Source organism: Ruegeria sp. AF1 (assembly GCF_056542125.1).
Genome location: NZ_JBQFZG010000008.1, coordinates 138697 through 154779, shown reverse-complemented (window position 1 = coordinate 154779; position 16083 = coordinate 138697). Strand labels below are relative to the sequence as shown.

Genomic DNA, 16083 nt, shown 5'->3' with positions numbered 1-16083 from the left:
GGTCTCGATATTGGTTGTGACGTGGCCGGTCTGGCCGTCATTGTTCAGATCAACACCATAAAAGGCCTCGACATCCACGACATTGGCGATGCCGGTCCCGCTAACATATTGTCCCGAAGCATCCGTAGTCCATTCGGCATATGATCCGTTCGCATTTTGCCACAGCACCTTGTAACCGCCACCCGACGCTTCGGCCTGAAGTGCCTGCCAACCCGGCAGGCTGTCTGGCCCAATTGCATTGCCATTGTACGACAGGCCGATGGTACCGTTGATCAGATATTCACCACGAGTTGATGACGCGAATGCTGTCGACCCGCTGGTCTCGATATTGGTTGTGACGTGGCCGGTCTGGCCGTCATTGTTCAGATCAACACCATAAAAGGCCTCGACATCCACGACATTGGCGATGCCGGTCCCGCTAACATATTGGCCCGAAGTATCCGTGGTCCATTCGGCATATGATCCGTTCGCATTTTGCCACAGCACCTTGTAGCCACCGCCCGATGCTTCGGCCTGAAGTGCCTGCCAGCCTGCAAGCGAGTTTTGCCCAATAGACTGACCACCGTAAATCAAAGCAATGTTCGAACTGCCGCCATCCAGCACATAAAGCCCTTGGCTGGCATGTTGTAACGTTGTTCCCTGAGTATCGATATCTGAAAGCTGCATCGCAGACTTGATATTCGACCGGGAATACTGCTGTAGCCCGTCAAGAAACTGGACCAACTCTACGTCGTCTGCAATCGTGAAGGTTGTTCGCGTGATGACGTCCAAAAACTCGTATAAGACGCCGTTTTCAAAGAATAAATAGTTACTTATCGCGCTGACAAATCTGACAGTGTCTGTGCCGGTTCCACCTGTAAACGTGCCTGCGTTGCTTCGCACGACAGCCAGATCATTGCCTTGGTCCCCAAAGACTTGGTCAGCGCCGGTACCTTGGGCCACAAAAATGATATCGTTGCCTTGGCCGCCATAGATGGTGTTGTTGTTGCTTCCGTTGGACAGCGAGTGAATGGTGTCGTTTCCGTCGTTCCCACGCAAGACGTTCTGCGCAGTGTTTCCGATAATGATATCAGCGCCCGACCCGCCCGACGCGTTTTCAATCACAACGCCGTGCGCGATTGTGAAACCACCTTTTACCCCAGCGGCAAAGGAAACCGCCCCACCGCCCGTGACGGAATAATCCAAGGTGGCAGCCCTTAGGTCGATCTGTGCGTTCGAACTGCCTACATGCTGGATCGTGTCAATTCCACCAGTATCCCAAATGGCTTGGTACCCTGTTCCTGCGACGTTTGCAGAGGGAAGCGTGTAGGTGTTGCCCCCGGAATTGTGCGATGTATTCGCCCCATACATGGCCTGCAACGCGGCAATATCCAAAGCCCCAAGCCCCGTTGAACCACCGTACGTTGCGTTAAAGTACAGCGCCCCGTTTTGTGAAGTCCATCCATCGTTATACGACATCACAGTATAGACGCCCTGATTGAGGTTCGCTGCGCCAAACGAGTCGAATGGCGACGTTACACCGTTCAACACGGTTGTTCCCAATCCGGTGTCATGAGGATGGCCCAACCCGAGGGCGTGACCTAATTCATGGACCAAAGTGGTAAAGAAATACCCGCCCGGATCACCGTTTCCGTTGAAAGAAGCAGTCCAGTATGACGTGTTGAACGCACCATAGGACGTCCCGTTCGATGGCGAATAATGAAATCCGAGAGTTCGCGGGTTATCAAAGAATGAAGAAGGCGCAATAACCTCAACCAAGTCGGCGAAACCGGAGGTGACTTCGACAAAATTAATGTTTGCAACGGCTTCTATTGCGGCCAGCGCCGCACGAAACTCCGCCTTATACTCCGATGACCAAGCGAGTGTATCGGAGAAATGCCCGAAACTGTAGGAAATCACTGTCGTGGTCGACGGATTCCCGTCACCATATGCATAGGTACCCTGGATAGAGCTGAGCGGAGAACTTACGGAAGGTCTGGGGATTGTTGTAACAGTGGCCATTATTCTGTCTTAGAAATTAGGTGTTATTGATTGCGCTGAAACTGTTCGAACAAAGTGTTCTTTTTGGGGCAAACGCGTACCGGAGTGCCTCCTGCAAACTACAATATTAACGGCAATTCAAGAGTTACCTTCTCGAAGGCCAGACGCATTTTTATTAAGCGCATACATGAAAAAGATTATTGCCAATAAACCGGCCGGATAGCGCACATAGGCCGACTTAATGCACGCAAAATTGATTTTCATGGCGGTCCATACCTGCGACAGTTTTGAGCACCTGTAGTGACAGAAGCAAAGGCGTGCGGATTTCTTCTTTAGTCCCGAACGGCAATTCTTCTCAGATCCCAAAAGTTTGGCTCGAACAAGGTGCCTTTCGTTCCGGGTTTCGAACCCACGGGCGCGCCAGCACAAAGGGCCCAAATACCCGGAGGGTAAGGGCCCCTAGCTGCGACGCCCATTACCGCCGCTCATGTGCGAAGCAAAGCCTTGCCATGGGTCAGACCGTTCACCTTCTCCAGGATGGAGTCCGCGTCAATGCTATGGTGCCGATAGAGGTCGCCGATTGTCCCTGTCTGGCCAAAATGTTCGACCCCTAATGGGATGGTCTGATGTCCCTGTACGGCACCCAGCCAAGACAATGTCGCGGGGTGTCCGTCAATCACGGTAACCAGCTTGCAGTGGCGCGGCAGACCGGACATCAAAGTTTCGATGTGGGACCGAGCCGTCTGATTGCCGCGCGAACGCGCCCGTTGCGCTGCCGTCCACCCGGCGTTTAGCCGATCTGCTGAAGTCACCGCCAGCACTCCGATGTCTTTGCGTCCTTCGCCCATCACGCCAGTGGCTTTGATCGCTTCGGGTGCAACGGCCCCTTGATAAGCGATTACGACCTCGCAATTCGGGCCCGGCCTCCGCAACCAGTATGCACCATCAATGGCACCTTGACGGAACTCATCGTCCACGCGTTTGCCAGGCTGTTCAATCGGGTTTGTCGTCAAGCGCAGATAAACCGAACCGCCTGTTTCGTCACGCAGCCAGGTGCGTTCGTCCGGCTGCCCTTCGCCGTCGCGCTGAAGATAATCAAAGGCCCATTCCATGATCACGGCCAGTTCATCGGCAAAGGCTGGCTCAAAGGCCGCCAGACCGTCCTGGCTCATCCCGATCAACGGTGTGCCAATGGATTGATGCGCGCCGCCTTCTGGGGCCAGCGTAATGCCCGAAGGCGTGCCGACGAGCATAAAGCGCGCATCCTGATAACAAGCATAATTGAGCGCATCGAGGCCGCGGCTGACAAAGGGGTCATACACAGTACCGATCGGGATAAGCCGCTTGCCGAACAGGGAATGCGAAAGGCCCGCGGCACCGAGAAGCAACATGAGGTTCATCTCGGCAATACCAAGCTCGATATGTTGCCCTTCAGGAGTAAATTCCCATTTTGCCGTCGAAGGGATACGGTGTTCAATAAAAGCGTCGGCTTGCTCGGATCTGGCAAACAGTTTGCGCCGGTTTACCCAGGGGCCAAGGTTTGTTGTCCCTGTGACATCAGGGGATGTCGTCAGGATACGCTCGGCCAATTGACTGTCGCCCTTCGACAAGTCATCCAAAATCTTGCCGAAAGCCATTTGGGTCGAGATTTCGCGGCTTGTGTCGATGTCAATAGATGGAACATCCAGCTTGTCATCGAAATAGCGTCGCGGACCTTTGGCAAAGAAGGAAACTTTCGACAGAAAGTCTTTCAGCGCTTCCGGGTCCTGCACTGCCGCAAGTGGCTCCCATTCCTCACCGGCAGGCACGCCCATGTGTTCTTGCCACGCGACGAACTGGCTGTTGTTCATCAGCCCACCGTGGTTGTCCTTGTGGCCCGCAATTGGCGTACCCCATCCCTTGATCGTGTAGGCCAAGAAACAAGTAGGGCGGTCATGTTCGATGGCAGCAAAGGTTTGGGCCATGGTCTCAACGCAGTTGCCGCCGAGGTTTTCCATCAATGCAGCGAGTTCGGCATCTGTGCGCCGCTCGATCAGCGCCGTCACATCCCCCTGATCCCCAAGATCGTCCATGAGGCGCTTTCGCCAAACCTCGCCGCCCATGAACGTCAGGGCCGAGTATTCCTGGTTCGAGCAGGCATCAATCCAGTCTCGCAGCCGATCGCCGCCAGGTTCTTTGAAGGCCGCACGCTGCAACACGCCGTGCTTCACGCGCACAACATCCCATCCGAAGGCATCAAAGATTTTCTCGATCCGTTCGAACAACCCTTCACGAACGATGCCATCAAGTGACTGCCGGTTGTAGTCGATAATCCACCACGTGTTGCGCAGGCCATTTTTCCAGCCTTCCTGCAATGCCTCGTATACGTTGCCTTCATCCAGTTCAGCGTCGCCTACAAGCGCCACCATTCGCCCCATCGGGGCATCTGCCCCCCAGTTTTTGGCCTTGACGTAGTCCTGAATGATCGAAGCAAACGAGGTGATCGCGACACCCAAACCTACCGAACCTGTCGCGAAGTCGACATCATCGATGTCCTTTGTCCGGCTGGGATAGCTTTGCACGCCACCAAACCCGCGAAAGTTTTCCATCTTCTCGCGGGTCTGGTTGCCCATGAGGTACTGCATCGCGTGGAAAATCGGTGACGCATGCGGTTTTATCGCAACCCGATCTTCGGGCCGTAAAGCCGAAAAGTAGAGCGCAGTCATGATCGAAACCATCGACGCAGACGACGCTTGATGACCACCGACCTTTATCCCATCAACCTTGGGCCGGATATGGTTGGCATGGTGGATCATCCAATGCGACAGCCACAGCAGACGCTGTTCAACGATTTTCAACTGGTTGGGATCATACGGCATGGTGGTCTCCGGGACTCAGGCGGCACTGCGGGCAGGGTAGGGCAAAGCTTGCTCTAAATCTGCAAGGATATCTTCAACGTCTTCCAACCCGACGGAAAGTCGGATCAGGCCATCGCTGATTCCATGTTCTGCTCGTTCTTCCGCAGTATACGTCGAATGGGTCATGGATGCCGGGTGCTGGATTAGGGTTTCTGCGTCCCCCAAGGACACGGCGCGCTGGATCATGTTCAGGCGGTTCATGAACTTGATGCCACCGGACAGGCCAGACTTGATTTCAAAGGCGATCATGGCCCCCGGCTGCGACATCTGGCGTCGTGCGACATCGTGCTGGGCAAAACTCTCAAGCCCCGGGAAATACACCTCACTGACGGCAGTGTGTGCCTGAAGGTAATCGGCAACAACCTTGGCGGACGCACAGTGGCGATCCAGTCGCAGGTTCAGTGTCTTCAGCCCACGCAGGATCAGCATTGCGTTGAATGGTGCCATCACTGCGCCTGTCATGTCCTTCATGCCGACAAGCCGGATCTCAGAAATCTGCTCGGCGGTTCCGACCACAAGACCCGCGACCACATCGCCATGCCCGCCCAGATATTTGGTGGCGGAGTGAAGGACGATGTCCGCGCCGTGCTCAATCGGGCGGGTCAGATAGGGGCTGGCATATGTATTGTCGACCACAACCTGCGCACCGACAGAATGTGCGATCTCTGAACTGGCGGCGATATCCACCAAGCGCATGTTTGGATTGGCTGGGGTTTCGAAGTAGACGACACGGGTTTTTTCGGAAACAGCGGCTTTCAGGTTCGCGGGGTCCGTCATGTCAACATGGGTAATAGTGACACCCCATTTTGCCAGACCGTGGCGCATGAAAGCGAATGTGCAGCCATAGAGTGTTTTGTCGACAATGACTTCGTCACCTGGCGACAACAGGGTCCAAAATACGGCGGTAATTGCGCCCATCCCGCTGGAAAGCGCGAGCCCAGCCTCGGCACCTTCCAGAACTGCAATGCGCTTTTCAAGAAGGTCACATGTAGGGTTCGATATCCGGCTATAGATATGACCTGCGCGCTCGCCGGCAAACATCTCACCGCCTGCCTCTGCGGTTTCGAAGGAGAAGGTTGAGGTCAAGTGGAGGGGCGGTGTCAGCGCACCATCATTTTCAAATGGGTTGTAGGCATGATGAATGGCGCGAGTGGCAAATCCGGTTGTGTGGGTCACGGTGGGCTCCTGATCTAAGTCGCTATCACTTTGCGCCTTTACTTTGAGCAATGGGTTGCGAATAATGCCAAGTTGAGGGCCTACATTGGCATATTATGCTAAAAAATGGAGAGAAGATGGACGCCAAAGACAGGCAGATCATTCGAGCGTTGCAGCGGGACGGGCGTATGACGAACCAGGATCTTGCTGATGAGGTCAATCTGTCTCCTTCACCGTGTTTGCGGCGGGTCAAAAACCTTGAGGCCAGCGGTGTCATCAAGGGATACAGTGCCGATGTGGACGCTGCTGCATACGGGATGGCGATAACCGTCTTTGTCCGCATCCGGCTTGAGCGGCACAATGAAACAGATGTGCAGAAATTCGAAAAACGCGTTCGGATGATCGATGAAGTTCTAGAATGCCACGTGCTGACCGGCGCAATGGATTACCAGTTGCGGGTATTGGTATCGGACCTCGAAGCATACGAAGACTTTATTCGAAACCGAATTCACCCGATCGGCGGGATAGCTTCGATCGACACCAGCTTTGTTTATGGAACAGTCAAGAAAACAGCGGTGTTTCCAGCCTGAGATGGTTTGAGTTCTCGAAAGTGACCCTTAGCATTGAGTTCTAGATTGTTAGGATGCGGAAAAACCAGTTTCGAGTTTCCGTGACTGTGAGTATTACCTCGGTTAGGTAAAATTCGCCGACTGGATGCGTCTCCGTAAAAGTAACATAATCATCATTACGCGAGCTTCCTGCAAATCAAAGGTGAATTAACCCAACACTGCCCGGACGCTCCTCCTACAATTCGCATTACTTCAAAATCTCAAGGTCGGGTCACAACAAAATCCGGCACGATCGCTGCCTGTTTGATCGCTTCCTCGACATCATGCCCGGCGAAGAAACCAAAATCCGAGACAAGTGCCGAAGCCACTCCGGCATGACGCGCGCCCAGAATGTCAGTATGCAAACTGTCACCCACCATCAGAACGCGGGATTTGTTGACAGGCCCAAGTCGCTGAAAAGCAAGATCATAGATATTGCCGAATGGCTTTCCATAAAATTGCGGGGCTACACCTGTCCGGTCGGCCAAACGGTGTGCGAAAAGACCTGGTTCTTTGGAAAAGCCGTACTCGCGCGGGGCAACGATATCCGGGTTGCCCACCAATACCGGGCGGGGGCGGCTTAGCAATGCCGCCTCCAACATCGCCTGCCGGGCTTCGGTCCAGGCGGCTGACCCGATCATCAGAAAACCATCAACAGATTCGTAGGGCTGCGGGTCATCCTCCAGATAGGTTAATTTCAAACCTTCCAAGTCGCGAAGACCGGCGCTGGGTGTCGCCATCAAACCCCAATGCAGCCCACGTTGGCCATTCAGCCCGGACAGCAACGTAGCCCGACTGGTGATCACATCCTGCGGCGCGAAGTCATATCCCAGTCTGGTGTATTTCTCCAACAGCGTGGCGTGGGGAAACCCAGCGGCATTCGACACCACCAAGACACGTTTGCCCGCAGCCTTCAGTGACTTGATCCGTTCGGGCGTTTCGGGGATCGCCGTGTCGCCTATATTAAGAACCCCGAACGCATCCAGAAGAAACACGTCAAACTCATCCTTAATTTCGGAAAGAGTCTCGATACGACGATAGCTCACGTCGTTCGGTTCAATATCTGGAAGGCGGTGCCGGACGGCTTCGTAAGCCTTGAAAGCCTCTTGCGCTGAGAATCCGGTCAAATGATCGCTCCTCGTACTTTTGCCGAAACCCACTCGCTGATCATGACCGCAAAAAGAATTACAATTAGGATCAGGCTCACTTGCGGCCACGCCAGAACGTTAAGCGAGGCCGAAAGCTGCAACCCGATGCCACCGGCGCCAACCAGCCCAAGCACTGTGGACTCGCGAATGTTGATATCCCAACGAAAGACTGCAATTCCGGCAAATGCTGGCAGGATTTGCGGAACGATCCCATACGCCATGACTTGCCACCGCGAAGCACCGGTGGCTGTGATCGCCTCGACCTGACCGTGATCAATCTCTTCAATCGCTTCGTAAAGAAGTTTAGCGCAGAACCCGATTGAACGGATGGCGATTGCTATGACACCTGCGAACACACCCGGTCCGATGATAGCGATCAATAGCAGCGCCCATATCAGCGAGTTGATTGAGCGGGTCGAGACAATGACCAACAAGGCAATGGGGCGGATGAACAACGCCGACGGAGTAGTGTTGCGGGCCGCCAAAAAGGCAACCGGCACGGCCATGCACAGAGCGATGATCGTCCCCAGTGTAGCGATGTTCAGTGTATCCCAGATCGGGCGACCCAGCTGGGTAATATAATCCCATTTCGGAGGTGTTGCGCGGGTCCAGATATCGTTGGCGATACGGGGTGCGTCCCAGACGAAAAACCAGGTTGTCGATTCCGAAATGAGCTGCCAACAGTAGACAAAAACCGCTACTCCCAGAAGCCATCCAAACCAGCGAACCAGGCTTTGGCCGGTCGTCCGCCTGCGCCAGATTTGTGTATCGTCGCGTTCAAGAACCGGCATTACTGAACCCTCGCTCGGATTATTCCGGAAAGGTATTCGAGGGCCATGACGATCCCGATGATAAGGATCAGAATGGCGGCAGCCGTATCATATTCATATCGATCAAACGCGGTGTTGAGTGTCGCGCCAATGCCGCCTGCCCCCACCAGCCCCAGAATAGCGCTTTCCCGGAAATTGATGTCGATCCGGTACATGGAAAGACCCACAAGCCTAGGCATGATCTGAGGCTGAACCCCGTAGTTGATCCATTGCAGCCATCGTGCACCAGAGGCCTGAATCGCCTCAGCCTGAACTTTGTCCATCGCCTCGATATCTTCGGCCAAAAGCTTGGAAAGAAACCCAATGGTTGCGAAAGACAGCGTCAAAAATCCTGCCAGCGGGCCAAAGCCAAAGATGGCCACAAGCAAAATGGCAACGATAATTTCCTGCAATGCCCGGCTTAACGCGACAATGCCGCGGCACATTATGTAAATTGGCAACGGGGCGATATTACGTGCAGCCCCCAATCCTATCGGGATCGAAATCAGGATACCGACAACCGAAGCGGCCACGGTCATCACAATGCTTTCCAGAAGACCGGCCCAGATATCCGACCACCGTGAAATGAAATCCGGGCTGGTAAAGGCAAGGACGAACGCCCATCCCCTGTCCAGTCCCTCATAGACCCTTCCCCAATCAACATCGATGGTCATGAAAGCCGCGATCAGGTAAGCGAAGAACCCAAGTATCAATGCCCTGCGCAGCAACGTGTTCTTGATAAAGGCCGGTTTGCGCCAACCTTTTCCCAGCATGTCGTCAAGTTCTCGATGGCTCATTCTGCGGCCTCGACATCTTCGTCCTCATCCACTTTTTCGATGGTCGCTTCCCAGTCTTCCTCGCCGTAAATCTCGGTCAGCTTTTCCGGGGTGAGCCCTGTTGGGAGACCATCAAAAACGATTTCGCCAAAGCGGAGGCCTACGACACGGGGAACAAACATCTGGGCTAGTGCCACGTCATGGATGTTGATAATGGCCGCCAGCCCACGCTCCTGACACAGCTCGGTGATCAGCCGCATGATCTGACGACTGGTTTTCGGATCCAGCGACGCGGTCGGTTCATCGACCAGCAACAACTTTGGGTTCTGGATCAGGGCGCGGCAGATACCGACCCTTTGGCGTTGACCACCCGACAACTCGTCCGCGCGTTTGTCAGCCATATGCAACAGTCCCACGCGGTCCAGAAGGCGGAAAGCCTCGTCCACATCGGACTGCGGATACCGCCGCAGAAAGCTGCGCCAGAAACCGACATACCCCAACCGACCGGACAATACGTTTTCCATCACGGTGAGGCGTTCGACTAGGGCATATTCCTGAAAGATCATACCCATTTCGCGGCGTGCTTTCCGCAACGCACCCGAGCCGAGTTTGGTCAGGTCCATGTCATCCAGAAGAACACCGCCGCTTGTAGGCTCAACCAAACGGTTGATGCAACGGATCATGGTCGATTTTCCCGCGCCCGAGGGTCCAATCAGTGCAAGCACCTGCCCTTTGGGTACCTCAAGATCGATGGCCTTCAGTGCCTGATCTCCGGTCTTGTAGGTTTTCGTCAGCTTTTGAAGACGCAGCATAAAATGCCCCCGATTAGGGTGGATAGCGGGCCTTCTCAGGCCCGCCTGATTAAGCAAGGCTTATTGGCAGGCGTAGGAGACGCCGTTTGCCGCGTCAATTTTCCGAATGACGTCCCAGAATTCCTGGTAAGTCATCTCAAGAAATTGGCCTTCGTTCGACTTGGAAAACTCTGCTTCAAGCGTTGTCCCTTCCCACTCGAAGTTGAAGAAAGCATTGCGGATTTTCTCCTGCAATTCGGGCGTCAGGTTGTAGACAGTGCCAAATCCGGTGGTTGGGAAGGTCTGCGATTTGTAAATCGTAACAACATCTTCCTCCTTGATCACATCCCGCAAAATCATCCGTGCCTTTACCGAATTTGCAATCGATGCCGCTGGATAATCCTTGTTCGCCACACCAAGGATCGAGTTGTCGTGCTTTCCCGAATAGACGGGTTCGAAGTCGCGATCGGGCAGAAGATCGAAGTCACTTTTCAGGATCGCCGACGGTGCTTTGAAACCCGAGTTGGACGTGGGTGACGTAAAGGCAAGTTGCTTACCTTTGATATCCTCAACCTTTTCGATGCCCGAGCCTGGGTAGGTGATGATCTCCATTTCATAGCCGAAGTTACCGTCTTTTGAGGCCATAATCGTAAACGGTCGGAACCCGGCACAGTTTACTGCCAGTGGGTTGGACCCGGTGTTGAAGCCCGCAATATGCAGGCGTCCCGACCGCATCGCCTCGATCTGGGCGGCGTTGTTTTGGACCGGAAAAAAGACCACGTCCTTGCCTGTCTCAGCCTTCAGATGCTCTAGAAAGTCAGACCATGCGGTTTTGTATACGGCTGGGTCTTCGACCGGTGTATAGGCAAAAATCAGGGTGTCAGGATCAATTAGCTGGGAAGAATCTGTGGGTATATCCGCAATCAAATCCCCATCGACGTCGCAAAACCGCTCGTCCAGATCACCCCTCGGGCAATCTTGCGCCGAAGCTGTCCCGGAAAGCGACATAAGCGCAATTGCCGATGCCCCAACCAATAATCTGATGTCTATCTTCATGTTTTCCTCCCAGTCATGCGCGGTCATTTTGCAGTCCGCTGTTCGTCATTCATTTCAGTGTTTACGGGGCGACGAGAACATCAACCTCGGCTCCGTTGATCGCGTTAAGCAACTCTCCTGTTGGTTTCGTGTCGGAAACTATGGAATCCAGGTTGGTCAGGTCTCCGACCTGAGACAGGCCTTTACGGCCAAATTTCCCTGAATCGATTAAAAGATGTCGATTTGCTGCGCGCGTCAGCATCATTCTTTTGACAGCCGCAAAGCCGCGCACGGTTTCTGAAGGGCCTTCGACCGAAAAACCTGACGAGCCGATCATGCATCTGTCGACATTGAACCGAGACAGGAATTCCAGCGTTTCGGTTCCGATCGTCGCAGATTCGGTTGCCAGATATTCTCCTGGACAAAGCAAAACCTCGGCAGCCCCATGGCCGAGGGTCATTGCCACCGGAATAGAATTCGTAATCACTGTGCAAGGAGTGCCGAGATAGGCCAATGCACGGGCCATTTCGATTGTGGTCGAACCGGAATCGATCATGACCGTTTCACCATCGCGTACCAACCCCGCCGCGCTGATACCTATGCGTTCGCGTTCCTCAATCCGCGCGTTGGCTCGCTCGTCCAGACCTGGATAATGCCCTTGTGCCGGGGCAGATGCCCCTCCGTGCGCGCGTGCGATCAGGCCGTCATTCGACAGGGCGTCAAAATCCCTGCGCACCGTCTCGTTAGAGACGTTGAAACGCTGGGCCAATTCATTGATGCGAACGTGCGGGCGAAGCTTCAACTCCAGCAGTATTTGCTGGCGCCGGTCGGATTTCTTTACCCTACCCCGACCCTTTTCAATCGTTTTGGCACGTATTTTCGTTTTGGACATCCAACAACCCAATCAGGTTTCAAGCCCCACCTTTGTGGGATTTCGGGCATAATGCAATAATTTTTGTTGCATAACCCTCAGTAGGTTGTGACAATTCGGAAGAGTCTAAAGCGCAAGGCAAGAATGTGTGAATTGAACCGTTTCAAAGTGAAAACCCAAGGACCACCATTAACGACTGAAGGTTATTCTGGTTGCGCTTTTGATACCGTGTCATTGAGGGCAGCATGAGCGACGGCAACATAACAGACCAGATTGCAGCGCTTCCGATGCGCTGGGACAGGGATGGAAAGCTGCGTGTTCTGATGGTGACTTCGCGCGATACAGGACGGTGGGTCATCCCAAAAGGTTGGTTGATGGAAGGAAAGAAACCCTGGCATGCCGCCGAAATTGAAGCACTGGAAGAAGCAGGTGCAGTCGGGGCAATCTCGAAACAGCCAGTTGGTCATTTTTTCTATGACAAACGCTTTGAGGGCGCGAATAGCGTTCGTTGCCGCGTAACCCTCTATCCCATGGTAGTTGAAAAACTGAAACGGCGTTGGAAAGAACGGGACGAACGGACACGTCACTGGTTTTCACCGGGGAAAGCGGCAAAGCTGGTGGAAGAAAGAGATCTCTCAAGTATTCTGAAAAATCTGACGGGCAATCAGAACGCCCAGTCTGTCATTAACAAGCTTCGAAAAGCTGGATGAGAAAGCGCCTGACAAAACAAAAAATACTGGGCGCAAAATAACCAAAGGGAGGAATGATAATGAAAAAACTTACATCCACGGCCGTCGGGTCGCTGATTGCAATAGCCGCATCTATGTCGGCAGCGCAGGCGGACAAGCTGACACTCTATTGCTCCGCGCAGGAAGACTGGTGCCAACTCATGGCGCGTAGCTTCGAAGATGCGACGGGCATCGACGTCAACATGACGCGTAAGTCGTCAGGTGAAACTTTTGCTCAAATCCGTGCCGAAAGCTCAAACCCGAAAGGAGACGTGTGGTGGGGCGGCACGGGTGACCCGCATTTGCAGGCCGCTGAAGAGGGCCTGACAATGGAATACATGTCGCCAATGCGCGACCAGCTTCATGATTGGGCGATTTCCCAGGCCGAGAGTGCCGGAAACAGAACGATAGGTATCTATTCCGGCGCACTTGGGTATGGCTATAACGCAGACTTGCTGGCGGCCAACAACCTGCCTGAACCCGCCTGTTGGAAAGACCTGCTAAAGCCTGAATACAAGGGCCACGTTCAGATGGCCAACCCGAACTCGTCTGGTACGGCCTATACGACGCTGGCCTCGATGGTGCAGATCTTTGGCGAGGATGAAGGTTTTGAGTTCATGAAAGGCCTGCATTCGAATATCAACCAGTATACCAAATCCGGATCGGCACCAATCAAAGCAGCCGGTCGTGGCGAGAACACGATTGGCATCGTCTTCATGCATGATGCGGTAAAGCAGGCCGTATCGGGTTTCCCGATCAAGGTCGTCGCGCCGTGCGAGGGTACGGGATACGAAATTGGCTCGATGTCCATAATTGAAGGCGCCCGCAACGAGGAAGAGGCGAAGAAGTTCTATGACTGGGCACTGTCGCCCGAGGCGCAGAACCTTGCTCTTCAGGTCAGCGCGTTTCAGGTGCCATCGAACAAGAGCGCGGAAACATCGGAAAGCGCGCCTGACATGAGCCAGATCAAGCTGATTGACTATGACTTCAAAAAGTATGGTTCCTCAGACGAACGGAAACGTCTGTTGCAGAAATGGGACGAAGAGGTTTCGGTTCTGCCGCAGTAAATGACTGACCAGACTTCAAAAAAGACCCGCCCGGTTCTGATCTTTTGGGTCATCGCCGGGTGGGTCGGGTTTTGCCTGCTGCCGTGGTATATGGTCGACGGCGGCCTGTGGTCATTCGAATGGCTTTTTGACGGCTACCCGTTTGACGAAGATTATGCCCCCGCTGCATTCCTGATCGCACAGGGTGAGAAGCTTTGGCTTGCCCCGCTGTTGATCGCCCTGACCTTACCCCTTCTGGTGTTGAAACGAGCGAAATCTGACCCGCTCTATGCCCGTGTTCTGATCCTTTCCGGTGCACTCGGCTTCGGCTGGTTGATCGCACAGGGCTTCGGGATTGGCATCAGGGGTTTCAATTTCAATTGGTTGGTAGCCTATTTTGGTGAACTTGGCGATCGCCAGTTCGGCATGGGCTATGGTGCAATGATTTGCGCATCAAGCTTTCTGTTCCTGTTGACCCAAGGCATTGCGGCAAGAGGTGCCATCAACGGTGACGTCTTTGTTGTCAGTGCGATTGGCGGTGTGATTACTATCGTCACCGTCTTTGTCTTTTTTCCGATCGCCAAGATGCTGTTCGCTGCTTTCGTCACTGAAGATGGCGCATATTCGATTGCTGTCTTCTTCTCAAAGTTCTTTGATGGCCGGCTTTGGGGGTTGGGGTGTTTTTATGGCGCCAGGTGCGGCGCGGCATGGAACTCGCTGTTTCTCGCCATCCTGGTTGGCTTCGTCACGACGGCCCTGGGTTTGTGCTTTGCACTGGTCGTGACCCGCTCGGGTTTCCGCTACAAGCGCATGCTGCGGGCTTTGACTGTTCTTCCGATCATCACCCCGCCATTTGTGATTGGGCTCGCGCTGATCCTGCTTTTTGGCCTGTCAGGCTCAGTCACACGGTTCGTCGCCGATCTGTTCGGCACGCAGCCAACGCGCTGGCTGTACGGAATGCCAGGCATATTCATCGCACAGGCCCTTGCGTTCACACCCATTGCATTCCTCGTTCTAATCGGCGTGGTGGAAGGCGTCTCGCCATCTATGGAGGAAGCGGCACAGACTCTCCGCGCCAGCAGGTGGCAAACGTTCAAGACAGTGTCCCTGCCTCTGATGCGCCCCGGACTTGCCAATGCATTTCTTTTGGGCTTCATCGAAAGTATGGCCGACTTCGGAAACCCACTTGTTCTGGGTGGGAATTTCGACGTTCTATCGACCGAGATTTTCTTTGCCATCGTAGGGGCGCAATACGACCAAGGACGGGCCGCCGTTCTGGCCATGGTATTGCTGTTTTTCACCCTTTCGGCCTTTTACGCACAGCGTGTTTGGCTGGGTAAGAAAAGCTATACAACCGTAACAGGCAAAGGCGACGCAGGCGTGCACCCTTTGATGCCGACAGGCCTTTCTGTTCCCGTGCTGGTATTCGCCCTTGGCTGGGCGGTGTTCACGATCATTGTCTATGCAATGATCATCTACGGCAGTGTGGTCGAGCTTTGGGGTGTCAATAACTCCCTGACCCTAAAGCACTACGTCACTGCATTCTCTGTTCGATTTGAAGAAGAGGGCATTCGTTGGACCGGCGCTGCTTGGGACAGCTTCTGGACCACCATAACCATTGCGGCAATTGCTGCACCTCTGACGGCGGCGGTTGGGCTGGTAACGGCTTACCTGTTGACCCGGCAGAGCTTTGCAGGAAAGAACACTTTCGAGTTTGGAACCATGCTGTCCTTTGCTATCCCCGGTACGGTGATTGGTGTCAGCTATATTCTTGCCTTCAACGTTCCGCCAATCGAAATAACCGGCACAGGCGTTATCCTTGTTATCAGCTTCATATTCCGCAACATGCCGGTTGGGGTCCGTGCGGGCATCGCCAGCATGTCGCAACTTGACCGCAGTCTTGATGAATCGTCGCTGACCCTTGGTGCAAACTCGTGGCAGACATTTCGTCGTATCATTCTGCCGCTGCTACGCCCCGCGATACTGGCCGCACTTGTTTACAGTTTTGTCCGTGCGATGACGGCGATCTCGGCTGTGATCTTTCTGGTCAGTGCCGAATACGACATGGCAACCAGCTATATTATCGGGCGGGTCGAGAATAACGACTATGGTCTAGCCATTGCGTATTCGACGACGCTTATCTTCGTGATGCTGGCAGTTGTTGCGTTGATGCAGCTGATCGTTGGTCGCACTCAGATCGGGCGTCGAATGACGCAGTCACGCACCAATGTTTAGGAGA

Annotated in this window: 13 protein-coding genes; 4 read left to right on the top strand and 9 right to left on the bottom strand. The window is 54.1% G+C overall.

Going from position 1 to position 16083, the window contains the following annotated elements; genetic code table 11:
* From ACR0BK_RS13030 to ACR0BK_RS13020, 3 genes are all read right to left on the bottom strand, one after another.
* A partial coding sequence (locus ACR0BK_RS13030) for a M10 family metallopeptidase C-terminal domain-containing protein (protein ID WP_480554954.1) occupies window positions 1-2001 on the bottom strand: 2001 nt, incomplete at its 3' end.
* 464 nt (window positions 2002-2465) lie between these two features.
* On the bottom strand, window positions 2466-4838 hold the full coding sequence (locus ACR0BK_RS13025) for a 1-deoxy-D-xylulose-5-phosphate synthase N-terminal domain-containing protein (protein WP_480554953.1): 2373 nt from the start codon (window positions 4836-4838) through the stop codon (window positions 2466-2468).
* A 15-nt stretch (window positions 4839-4853) separates the two neighbouring features.
* Window positions 4854-6053 carry a methionine gamma-lyase gene (locus ACR0BK_RS13020; protein ID WP_480554951.1) on the bottom strand — a complete coding sequence of 400 codons (1200 nt, stop codon included), beginning with the start codon at window positions 6051-6053 and terminating at the stop codon, window positions 4854-4856.
* A 116-nt stretch (window positions 6054-6169) separates the two neighbouring features.
* Between ACR0BK_RS13020 and ACR0BK_RS13015 the strand changes: the two genes are divergently transcribed.
* Entirely contained in the window at window positions 6170-6622 is a 453-nt protein-coding gene (locus tag ACR0BK_RS13015) for an Lrp/AsnC family transcriptional regulator (protein WP_209507088.1), read from the top strand.
* Window positions 6623-6861: 239 nt separating this feature from the next.
* Here ACR0BK_RS13015 and ACR0BK_RS13010 read toward each other — a convergent pair whose 3' ends face one another.
* The 6 genes from ACR0BK_RS13010 to ACR0BK_RS12985 all read right to left on the bottom strand — a co-directional run bounded on the left by ACR0BK_RS13010 (window position 6862) and on the right by ACR0BK_RS12985 (window position 12091).
* Complete coding sequence (locus tag ACR0BK_RS13010) at window positions 6862-7767, bottom strand: HAD-IIA family hydrolase (protein WP_480519962.1); 906 nt, start codon at window positions 7765-7767, stop codon at window positions 6862-6864.
* Window positions 7764-8579: a phosphonate ABC transporter, permease protein PhnE gene (gene phnE / locus ACR0BK_RS13005; protein WP_267366604.1), complete on the bottom strand. Its 816-nt coding sequence runs from the start codon at window positions 8577-8579 to the stop codon at window positions 7764-7766. Before phnE (ACR0BK_RS13005) ends, ACR0BK_RS13010 begins: the two co-directional genes overlap by 4 nt.
* Window positions 8579-9394, bottom strand: a complete 816-nt coding sequence (gene phnE, locus ACR0BK_RS13000) for a phosphonate ABC transporter, permease protein PhnE (protein ID WP_209507091.1) — start codon at window positions 9392-9394, stop codon at window positions 8579-8581. Before phnE (ACR0BK_RS13000) ends, phnE (ACR0BK_RS13005) begins: the two co-directional genes overlap by 1 nt.
* Window positions 9391-10185 carry a phosphonate ABC transporter ATP-binding protein gene (phnC, locus tag ACR0BK_RS12995; protein WP_267366602.1) on the bottom strand — a complete coding sequence of 265 codons (795 nt, stop codon included), beginning with the start codon at window positions 10183-10185 and terminating at the stop codon, window positions 9391-9393. The genes phnE (ACR0BK_RS13000) and phnC overlap by 4 nt, the downstream gene beginning before the upstream one ends.
* A 60-nt stretch (window positions 10186-10245) precedes the next feature.
* Window positions 10246-11220 carry a phosphate/phosphite/phosphonate ABC transporter substrate-binding protein gene (gene phnD, locus ACR0BK_RS12990; protein ID WP_480483730.1) on the bottom strand — a complete coding sequence of 325 codons (975 nt, stop codon included), beginning with the start codon at window positions 11218-11220 and terminating at the stop codon, window positions 10246-10248.
* A gap of 61 nt (window positions 11221-11281) precedes the next feature.
* The gene (locus ACR0BK_RS12985) at window positions 11282-12091 is read right to left on the bottom strand and encodes a DeoR/GlpR family DNA-binding transcription regulator (RefSeq protein WP_480554950.1); all 810 of its coding nucleotides are present in this window, start codon (window positions 12089-12091) and stop codon (window positions 11282-11284) included.
* Between the two features lie 224 nt (window positions 12092-12315).
* Between ACR0BK_RS12985 and ACR0BK_RS12980 the strand changes: the two genes are divergently transcribed.
* Genes ACR0BK_RS12980 through ACR0BK_RS12970 form a run of 3 tightly spaced genes read left to right on the top strand, consistent with a single transcriptional unit; the run spans window position 12316 to window position 16079 of the window.
* Window positions 12316-12780 carry an NUDIX hydrolase gene (locus ACR0BK_RS12980; RefSeq protein ID WP_480519960.1) on the top strand — a complete coding sequence of 155 codons (465 nt, stop codon included), beginning with the start codon at window positions 12316-12318 and terminating at the stop codon, window positions 12778-12780.
* Window positions 12781-12839: 59 nt separating this feature from the next.
* A complete protein-coding gene (locus ACR0BK_RS12975) occupies window positions 12840-13865 on the top strand; it encodes an ABC transporter substrate-binding protein (protein ID WP_480554948.1) in 1026 nt (341 codons plus the stop codon).
* Window positions 13866-16079: an ABC transporter permease gene (locus tag ACR0BK_RS12970; protein WP_480554947.1), complete on the top strand. Its 2214-nt coding sequence runs from the start codon at window positions 13866-13868 to the stop codon at window positions 16077-16079.
* Window positions 16080-16083: the final 4 nt, after the last annotated feature.